The sequence below is a fragment of the Microcoleus sp. OTE_8_concoct_300 genome (assembly GCF_031383065.1).
Classification (GTDB): Bacteria; Cyanobacteriota; Cyanobacteriia; order Cyanobacteriales; family Microcoleaceae; genus Microcoleus.
In genome coordinates, this window is the sequence record NZ_JANMZH010000165.1 from 1 (window position 1) to 9,921 (window position 9,921).

A 9,921-nucleotide genomic window follows, 5' to 3' on the forward strand; every position below is an offset into this window, starting at 1 on the left:
TGTGATACTTCCTGCAATTTGTGTTTGCGGGACTATCAAAACCTTGCTTATCACGGGTTATTGGATTGGCGACTGGCTTTAGATATGGCACGATTGGTGTCTAATCCTGCGTCGGCGATCGATCTCAACTCTTCTTGGGACCATTTCCAGAATCCTTGGCTTAACCTAGTCCAAGGCCCAATTCCTGCTACACTTCAACGCTTGGGTTATGGTGCGTCGGTGCCGTTTGGGACTCTCACTGGCTACGTTCACCAGAATGCTCGACGGCGGACAATCAAAATGATTCGACATCCTTTATGGAATGATGACCATCCAGAGTGGATTGCAGCGGTGGCAGATGCGCGATCGCAGTATCCTGGTTATCAGGTGGAGTCTGCCAACCCGTTTATGGTGCTGCGGCGACCGGGAGATTGTGCCTAATGTTGAGATATGGAAGAATCAATTTTAGCCTATTTAATATCAACTGAATGTACCAACTGGCGCTACTCGCCTTGTCCATAAAATAATAATTCTTTCTGTAACCATGATTAAATGTACCCAAAAATCACTTATGCAATGGCCTAGCCACTTTCCGACAAATTGCCCGCCAGAGGATGCCATAGAGCCATCAGAACAAGTGTACCGCTTAATTTCACAGGATTTACCTACTTCTGAAGACTTTCAAACAGTGCGCGAACAGAACCCTGGACGTCTGTTTCCTGAGAACGAAAAGGAATGTCGTGCCTGTGCTGTCTCTGTCCATACCTCAATGGATGACCTTAGTAGAATTAAGAGGAGAACGGGTCGATTTAGAAATGCTAAAGTTGCTGTAGGCAATTTAACTTCAGAGTTAGGGCTAATCAAACATACTCCATCCCCACCAGAAAAAAATAACTCTCATCATAGTTGGTGGGTTCCAGTAGGTGTAGATGCCTGGACTTTTTTCAGGACGGTTGAAGTACCTTAATATAGCATAGATATGAGCCTGCTACCACAGTTGACAAATTTAGGGAAATTAGAAATTATTGAGGTGTACGAGTATTATGATACACCATCTCTTTTTGCTTGTCAAAATCTTTCAGGACAACTATTCCTAACTGTCTGGGCAGAGCAAACAACTGAGTTTGGGACATGGCTTTATGTTCCTATTTCTCAACGGAGACTGAAGAATGTTCGCTCTGGTAATATTGAATTGCGAGATGCTTTTGTCAATGCGGAAGATGGCTTTGTTTATAAAGTTCTCATTTCGTGCGATGGTAGCCCTGATAAAGTTGAAATTATTTGGTGTGAAAATCTAATTGACGATTGGCTGCCTATGTCATATGAATTTCTTGACTTCGGTGATGTGCCTCTTCCTATTTGGGAAATTAAAGATGCACCTCGTACTGCAATGCAAATTCAACGGGAAGTCCTCAACCTTGCATTTCAATTCCGTACCACAAACCCAACTGAAGCCCCAGTAGCATTTTTGGGAGGAATTTTAGAGTCAGTACAAAGTTTCTTTAATGCTCTTGGTCAAGCAATAGATGGTACGCCAACTCCAACAGGAATGATACCTCGTTCAATTACTGAAAAAACACAGTTAACTGTACTAGGAACTTACCCAGGTTCTTTTGGCATAGAACTAGCAACCTTACCTAAAAAAATAGAAAAAGATAACGCTAATTCTTTAGTGGAAATTGCTCTTAACGAATTTTGGGAATTGGTTAAAATGAGTGGTGACCCTGAAAATAACGCAGATATTTTACGCCAGAAGCTCTGGAGATTGAAAAGTAGAGTAGCTTCTGCATATAGAGATTTTCTAATGAATTTATATAAATCTGAAACTAATCTTCGTTTTAACTGGGGTTCTCCTAATCTGGAACGAGGAGGTTCTGTAGAATTACCCCTTTCATCTATAAAAAAAGCCTTAGAAGTCATTAATCGAACTGAAGATGAAACAGTAAGAGAGTATGAAATTGTGGGTAAACTGATTGGACTGCATATCAGAAATAAAAGTTATGAAATTTTGAATAGTGAAACTAACAAAAAATACTCAGGGCGTATTATTGATGAAGCTATACCTAGTGTTAAAACAGCAACTCTAAGTATAGTTTACATTTCAACTATTCGGGAAGTTAAGGAAATATCGCCCACTATTCCAGAGGGAAAACTGAAATATAAACTTTTGGCTCTGCGTCCCTACAGAAGCTAAGAGCTTAGCGTAACAGCCTGGATAATAAAAGTTATGCTATTTTGTTTAAAAATTAATCCCGACGGCGAAGCATAATCTCTAGATGTCCCTTTTTGTACAAAGTCTTTAAGAGTTCCCATACCTCCTGATTTTGTGGCAAACTTTGACGAAGTTGGCTAATGGCGATCGCACTGTTGTCAGAGCTAATGGCATTTAAAAGCTGTCTTTCTTCCTCCTGAAGGCTTTCATCTCTTTTAAAATGAATTTCTTTCAATTTATCCTGAAGAACCTGACCGTATTCAAAAATAGATTTGAGTTGGGTTATTCGTTCTTCAAGGTTGGTTAAGTTGTCGATCGCAGATCGCAACTGTTCTCTTTGTAATGATAGCTGTGTTTTTAAATCAGTGAGTTGACTCAAAAACTCTGTCATATCGTGGTTACGTTCTTGGGAAATAAAGGAAAAATCACGCTCCAATTGCTCCCATTCTGAAACCAAACCTTCGCAGAATTTTTGCAAAATTTCCCACAAAACTCCTTTCATAATGTGGTAAGATCCATCCCGGTCTTCATCATCAAATTTGCATCTATTTTTCAAAGGAGATTCATTAATTGAAATTAGATCCAGTAAGACTTCGTAACGACTAAGCATTTGCTCGAAAGCCTCTCGACGCGAGCGCTGTTCACCATTAATTTCCTCTTCAAGTTCAACCAAAGGTTGTTGCAGTAAATCGTACTGTCTAAAACTCTCAAGCTGATTGTTGCTAAAATGCTTAACAACCCGGTCAACAAAGTCATCATCATAACGCATCAAGCGAACTGGGTCTTTCTTCAAATTCTCTCGTAAAATCTGTGCTCGATTTAGAATAATCCGCCACTTCTCTAAACCATCTACCAACTCCTCAAGCCTTATTTTAGTGGTTTCGTAAGTTAGCAAAAACTGCTGACAATGCTTTAGCTGATGATGCAATGCAAGTATATCAATTTCATTTACTTTAAGCGAACTAGCTAGGCTTTGGCAATCTTTATCTAGCTGATTTACTTGCCTTTCCAAAATTATCCGGTAGTCATTGAGACAAGATTCTAGGCCGCTATCACTCTCAATCATTTGACTAATTTTAGAAGAATTCAAGTCTAGGGTAAATTTTTCTAGCCTGAGTTTAATTCCACGCAGTTCTTTTTGCAGGGTTGAGCGCCTCTCAATGCAAAAATTTTCTAGAAGCTCCCGTTCGGCTTGAATATTTCTATGAACTTGGTCGAGAGCTACCTCAGACTCATGGTTAGCATCAAGAATTTTTTCCTCCTCATTTATCTTTTCATTGATTTCATGTAAAATCGTCTCATCAAAAGTTTCAATTAACGAAGAAACCCGAACGCGGAGTTCTTTTAATTGAGCATTTAACTCATCTGGCTCTAATTCCAAACTGGCTTCGCGGATAACATCCGTTGAACGCGCCCACTCTATGTAGCGTCGCCGCTGCAACCATTCAAGAGCTTCTTGGAACTCGTCCTCAAGATAGCCAAGCAGTTTAACTGCTTTCCATAACTTTGAATACTCTAATGCTTTAACATCTTGCTGTCCCCACGCCGTCTCAACTGTCTGTGTTCTGCCTTGTGATTGCAGTTTTTCTTTAATAAACGATTCCAAAGGATGTTCTGTAAATTTAACTTGGGAATTTCCTTCTTTCCGTTTGGCAATTTTCTCCCCGCTCATCAAGCCATGTTGTTTGAAAACTGCTAAAACACTGGGTAGGCTAGAACTTCCCATTTCAAACAAATTTTCAAATTCTTCTTTGGAAACTTGATATAACTGACGACCTTTGCGAACAGATAAAGGTATTTTTTCCAACAGTAACTTATATTTACGTAACGTCGGGTTCAGATTATTATAGAAAGACTTATAATCGGTAAATAAGGCTTTACATTTTTGATAGAACACTGATTCGATAAGTTTACTGTCTGAGCCATTTACCCCCTTGAGGCCCCCAATTTCCCAAGTTTGAGGCGAAATCGCCGGAAACAGCAATCGCATGGCATACTGGTGACACTCTTGGCGATGGTGTTCTAATCTAGAGCGATCGGCTTTACTGACTTCAGGATTTTTTGAGAGCCAGTCTTGAATATAATGAGACAGACTCAGCAGCGTACAAACAGAACATTGTTCGGAAGGCATGACTTTGCGGAGTAAGCCGAAGGATGTGGGATATTCGCCTTCAAAACTTCGACCTAACTGAAGATGGAAGTCTACTTGATTAGTTCCGGCGATCGCAGTTAAAACTTGTGGAACGACGGTTGCTTTTAGCTCATAGCTAAAGTAAAACCGCCAATCTAAGTGAGTTTCTTCAGGAGCTTGAAACCTCATTAAACCAGATTCTTTACTCCCAACACTGATAACAAGAGAACGCTTAGGAAAATCCGCATTATATCTTTCGGGAGCCCCATCTAATAAATTAAAAACTCCAAATCTATCCTGCTTCCACTCCCCTTTATAACGCCAAGACCAATTGGCTTTCTGACCGGTTCTAGAAACTGGGAAGAGTAAAGAAATAATTTCCGACTTGAAAATCGTTGTAGCCATCTCTTTTTTTTGAGTATCGTTCCACTCTCCAAACCATTGCTGACGAAATCGATTTAAAATTTTATCTACAACTGTGGGAATGCTTGTCTGAAGAAGGGCGACTAAAGCAAAAGTGCGCTCAGTCGGCTGTATAATGTGCAGCCCGTAAAAATTGTCATCTTCTGCTAGTTTTTTCAACTCCTTTAAGAGGTGAAATTGTTTAGCTACATTTTCAGAAAGACCGGAAGGGAAACCCGCGAGTAACTTGATTACCTCTCGTCCTTTGGGGTGTTTTGGAAAGGAGATCAACGGCTCCAAGGTTTTGATAGTATTGCTAATTTTGTGTTGTTCCGTACCATATAACTGTACTTGTCCTTCTAGATAATCCTGAATCAAATCTAAAGGAGTATAGGGACGCTGATTATTTTGAGCAAAATGGACGATGCGTTTAAATACTTCAATGACGGTGCGAGGGCCATTGCTAAAGTTTTGCCGATCGCATAATTGCCCTAAACTTTCAATTGTTGCTGGATGTGCCAAGTGATTTTGCTGCGCCTTGTCTTCCAGAAAATTAGTACACAAATAATTCCACAGTTTTCCTGGGAACTCAGAACTGTACGCACCAGCTAATCTAAGAGATACTTTCTGTTCCTTCATACGGTGAATAATATCACCAGCTTGTTCTTCAATAGCTGATTCAGTCGGAGTAGTCGGCATACTTAGAATTAATGCAACAGGCGTAGAACCCAAAGCTCGCATTCCTTTAACTAAATCGCTCAAAATCTGGATGCGAACGCTAGCACCTTCTTCTGTTCGCAGAAATTCTTGGCTTTCATCCGCAAATATTGCTAAACCTGCAAAACCTGCTTGTCGGAGGAGAGAAACTGTCTCCTGCCAAAAATTCAAAACATTATCAGTATTTGTGGTGTCAGTATTTAATTGTTGAATAATTTTTAAAGCTTTGTCTTCAGATAACTTGTACTTGAGCGCTATTTCTGCTGCTATATTTTGCTGAGACTTCAAGCCATATTTGCGGTACAGTACCTCAATCTGAGGAATAAATTCTGGTTGGAGGCACGTTTTTATCCAGCCATAAGTGGCAACCATCAAATCTCCCAGCTCTTTAAACTTGAAAGGCGGCACCGCGATTATCTTATGATCCTGACACTGCTGCCATAAATAAATTAGTGTTGCTGTCTTGCCATACCCATAGTCGGCACTGAGGTAGCCAGTAACAGGTTTACCCTTACCAATTTCCTCAATCAAATGGTCTTTTAGAGTTTTTACGGGTTCAATTGGGTTATAGCTGCTTGCATATAGATTATAAACTCTGGCTACTTCTTGAGGCTCATTTTCTATCTGGGAGGGATTGACTGTATCGACAATTGCTTGGATAGAGTCTAGTTGTTCTAATAATCTTTTCATGGATTGTAAATATAAAGTGTGTCTCGGAGAATGCTAATACTTAGCTAAAGCAATTGAGTCCACTCAGGGGATTGAGTCAGCATTACCCATTGTCCGTATCCCCCTTCATAGCCACAGTCAAAGAAGCCACCTCGATCATAATCATAGGTGCATTTAGCATTATCTATGCTACCATCTAATCCGCTCGGATCTAGCAACAACATTTGACAAATAGCCTCTTGAACTTCTTCTCGCAAGAAAATCTTGACTCCATAGGTTCGTTGTTGCTGTTTGTAGATTGTGTCTACTGCCTGAAGTAAAATAGGAGCGGCGCTGAAGTAGCGACGGCTGAAGTGTTCGTATTTGCCTTCTGGTTCTATAACACTGGGTGATAACGATCGCAGCCAATTGAGGGCACCAGCCACACTCGTATCACTAAATGCTATTTCACTGGTAGGTAGTTCAAACTTCACAGCAGCCTTTTCAATTACTTCTCCAACTAGGGACTTTTTTTCGGGCGGTGATAAAACAACTTCTTTTCGCAACCAGAGTTGTTGTACAACTGTAGCATAAGTCCAAGAAAACCTTTTTTCAGCTTCTTCTTGGTGTAGATTATAAATTACTAAATGTAAAAAATCTCCTAGCAATTCGGGGTTAGACTCTTGAATTTTAGCTGCAACTTGACCAAGAGGTGTCAGTGAGGGGGGAGTTTTTTTTGAAATAATTGAAAGATTTCGCAAGAATGGAAATACCACTTTTTGGAGAACGGAAAGCCCTAAATTACAACTAGCTCCAAGTTGTTCAAAATTTGTTTCTTTATTTCTCAAAAAATCAAGAATTATAGCTACTCTTTCTAGAGTAGTATTTTGCTGAATATGTAAAGTTAATTTATTGCTCATAAAGCGCGTTCTAAAGTATCTAACCAAGCAGTCAAATTGTGCATAATCCGATATTCTCTGCTGGTTCTCAATTTATCAATACTTTGACAAAAGTAACATGAATGTTGCGTAGATTTTTTGAGTTCCTCTAGACCAGTTTTAGTAGTTTCAAAACCGCGTCTAACGGTAATTTGAATTTGAGAAGTACCCGGAAAAAAGATGCTGCCGAAGGCTCCTGCTTTTGACCAGGTTGAGCTATCTAAGCTATGGGGTACAAGGGAGTTGTTGCGGAGGCGATAAAAGCTGTTTGGACCGCCAATTCCAAAGCAGTGAACTTTCATGTTTTTTTCGCGGGCGATACTGCCAACAATCTTAAACAATGCCAAACTAGATTCAGAAATCATATTAACGCTGCCGTTGGGTCCTGACGTTCCCCAAGAGCCAAAGCCGATACGGGTAATACCCATTTTTGCATAGGTTTCAAGGCAGCGATTGATTTGGTTGATAGTGCGTCCGTGTACGGGGGCGATCGCGCGTTCTTGTACATAAACAGGCATTTTACCGAAAAATTTTTCGCAATGGTAAAGCGTTTCGCGAACTTTGTACTCCACTATTTCATCGGAATCAGTTGAGATGGGTACGATATCGGGCAATACATACCCATCTGCCCAGGTATTATTGCGATAAAAATTATCTAAAAATTCCAGCAGTTGATCGTAAGTAAATTTCCCCTGTTGCACCTGATATGCACCGCAATCTAGCCAGACTTCCGAAATGTTTCCCACATCTTTTTGTTGGCGAAAGTATTCTGTAGTAGAAGCTGGGCACGTTATCGGTGAGTAAAGAACGTTTTCAAAGGGATTACGCCGATCACCGCTAGAATTCCACAACTGCCGACTGCGTTCAATCTCAGGGCCGCCAGCACTTACGGCAGCCACAAACTTGGGAATTGTCAGGAGAATATTAGAACATAATATCTTTTCCCAAACAACCAAAGAGCGGCGTTTACCAGGTTCAATTTGTACCCGATCAAATCCCATCTTGTTGTAAAACCCGTTAGCTTCTATGTCCAGGGGGCATTTTAGGCGCAGTTTTGTAATACCGCACTTCCTACTGTGTTTTTCCCATGCACAAATAAGCTGACGACCCATGCCTAGCCTGCGGTGGTCGGGGGAAACGCAAAGATGGTAAAGAGTAGAGATTTTGTCTCGACGGTGATGAAAATGGAGAAAGCCGAAGGGGTGGTAAAGAATTTCACCGCTTGCGATCGCTTCTGCCAGAACTGCCCGATTCACAAAGCCTATCTCTTGCCGATGCACATCGGCAAGCACCTTAATCTGAACTAGCTCCTCGCTCGAAGCAAATACCACCTTTGACTCTAAACACCTAGTCTGCACACATACCTCACTTCTTCCAACCAACGAACGTAGACAAGTGTAGCCGATGTCCGCACCTGTTAATTTTACACTTGTTGCTTGCGGTAAAATTTATACTATTAATTGTATTGTAATTTTACGACTTTATTAAACTTTTGCATTACTAAATTTTTGGATTAAAACATTACATCTTGATTAGTTAATTGTTTGATAGAATAACTTACTTAACCAGGAGCTATGCAAGTCTCCTAATTAATAAGGTGGACCCGATAAGAAACCCCTGATAATGTAATATATCTATCCATAATCAAAGTCGGACAGGCTCTCTGGAACTTACGGTGATATTTTTATCTAATTAGAAAAGCAAGCTAATACACGATCTCGAAAATTGTCAAAATTAGAAAAGCCATATCCTTGTCGCATAATCAACTTAATTCGATTATTTATCCCCTCCATCACTCCACTTGTTGTGCGATTAAGAAAGTAATTACAAATTCCTTCAAAATGATTGACAATTGTCGAAGCTGATTCTTGGAAAAATATTTGCGCATAATTCAGCCAATCCTTGAACTCTGTCTGAGCTATTGTGACGGTCATATTGGTCTCATATATTTCTCGAAACTCTTCTTTCATCTCGTAGGCAATTCTTAAGCATTCTGATTTCTGCAAAATTATTTCCAACTTTTCAATTTGAGCGTGTTCAAGGTTGATTCGATTACTCAATAATAAATATTTACTCCCTCTGTCTGTAATTCCTATTCCTCGACGCAACTTATTCAAGTCTTTATTAACTGCTTTCATCACGTGAAAACGGTCAATAACAAGTTGAGCATTTGGAAATACTTGTTTTATAACTTTTGGAAATCCTCCCCACATATCAACACTCACTTCCTCAACTTGTTCTCGAACCTTAAGCGGTTGCCTCATAAGGACTTCAACTATATCTTGCTGACGGTGAGAGTCAATCATTTCAATCAAATTACCCCCCTCAATGTCACTGACAACAGTTACGAAACTTCCTTTTCCTTTGCGCATACTTATCTCATCTATACTTACTCGTTTGACTGACTCCCAACAGTTTTTTTTTTGAGAGAAATTGACCTGAGTAAAAATACCTTTAACTTCGTCATAACTCAATTCTTCTTCTCGCCCAATTTGTGATATGCTCGACTGTTGAACACGCGCATAAATATTTTGCTCGTATCGTTGAGTATGCCGTCTTTTTTTGTCAATAAATTCTAATTTTTCTGTAATGTAACGTTGACAATTAGGGCAGTAAAACTGCCGACGAGGCACTTGTAAATATACAAAACGACCAAAAACTGACAAATCCCTGACTAATATAGGTCGATTTTGATGCAGTTCTTCTGTATAATTATTACAGTGAGGACAAACTATTTCTGAAGCTAAAGCGCTCAGTTTAAAGTAAATTTTTCCTTCAATTTGAGTGCAAGTTTCAACCTTGACTCCAGGCAAGTCTAATAAATAGTCTAAATGAAAGCTCATTACTTTAACTGTATTGGTTGATCTATTTTACACCATAAACTCAGGAGAGCC

Annotated in this window: 7 protein-coding genes; 3 read left to right on the top strand and 4 right to left on the bottom strand. The window is 39.8% G+C overall.

Going from position 1 to position 9,921, the window contains the following annotated elements; all coding sequences use genetic code 11:
* The 3 genes from ACUVJL_RS07780 to ACUVJL_RS07790 form a co-directional block, all read left to right on the top strand.
* A partial coding sequence (locus ACUVJL_RS07780; RefSeq protein WP_445245322.1) for a hypothetical protein occupies positions 1-420 on the top strand: 420 nt, incomplete at its 5' end.
* 130 nt (positions 421-550) lie between these two features.
* Complete coding sequence (locus tag ACUVJL_RS07785; RefSeq protein WP_445245323.1) at positions 551-946, top strand: hypothetical protein; 396 nt, start codon at positions 551-553, stop codon at positions 944-946.
* A 12-nt stretch (positions 947-958) separates the two neighbouring features.
* A complete protein-coding gene (locus tag ACUVJL_RS07790; protein WP_445245324.1) occupies positions 959-2,173 on the top strand; it encodes a DUF6575 domain-containing protein in 1,215 nt (404 codons plus the stop codon).
* 52 nt (positions 2,174-2,225) lie between these two features.
* Here the strand turns inward: ACUVJL_RS07790 and ACUVJL_RS07795 are convergent, their stop codons facing one another.
* The 4 genes from ACUVJL_RS07795 to ACUVJL_RS07810 form a co-directional block, all read right to left on the bottom strand.
* Positions 2,226-6,131, bottom strand: a complete 3,906-nt coding sequence (locus ACUVJL_RS07795) for a hypothetical protein (RefSeq protein WP_445245325.1) — start codon at positions 6,129-6,131, stop codon at positions 2,226-2,228.
* A 44-nt stretch (positions 6,132-6,175) separates the two neighbouring features.
* Positions 6,176-7,009 carry a hypothetical protein gene (locus ACUVJL_RS07800; protein ID WP_445245326.1) on the bottom strand — a complete coding sequence of 278 codons (834 nt, stop codon included), beginning with the start codon at positions 7,007-7,009 and terminating at the stop codon, positions 6,176-6,178.
* On the bottom strand, positions 7,006-8,358 hold the full coding sequence (locus tag ACUVJL_RS07805) for a GNAT family N-acetyltransferase (RefSeq protein WP_445245327.1): 1,353 nt from the start codon (positions 8,356-8,358) through the stop codon (positions 7,006-7,008). The genes ACUVJL_RS07800 and ACUVJL_RS07805 overlap by 4 nt, the downstream gene beginning before the upstream one ends.
* A gap of 357 nt (positions 8,359-8,715) precedes the next feature.
* Entirely contained in the window at positions 8,716-9,870 is a 1,155-nt protein-coding gene (locus ACUVJL_RS07810; protein ID WP_445245328.1) for an ISL3 family transposase, read from the bottom strand.
* Between the last annotated feature and the right edge of the window lie 51 nt (positions 9,871-9,921).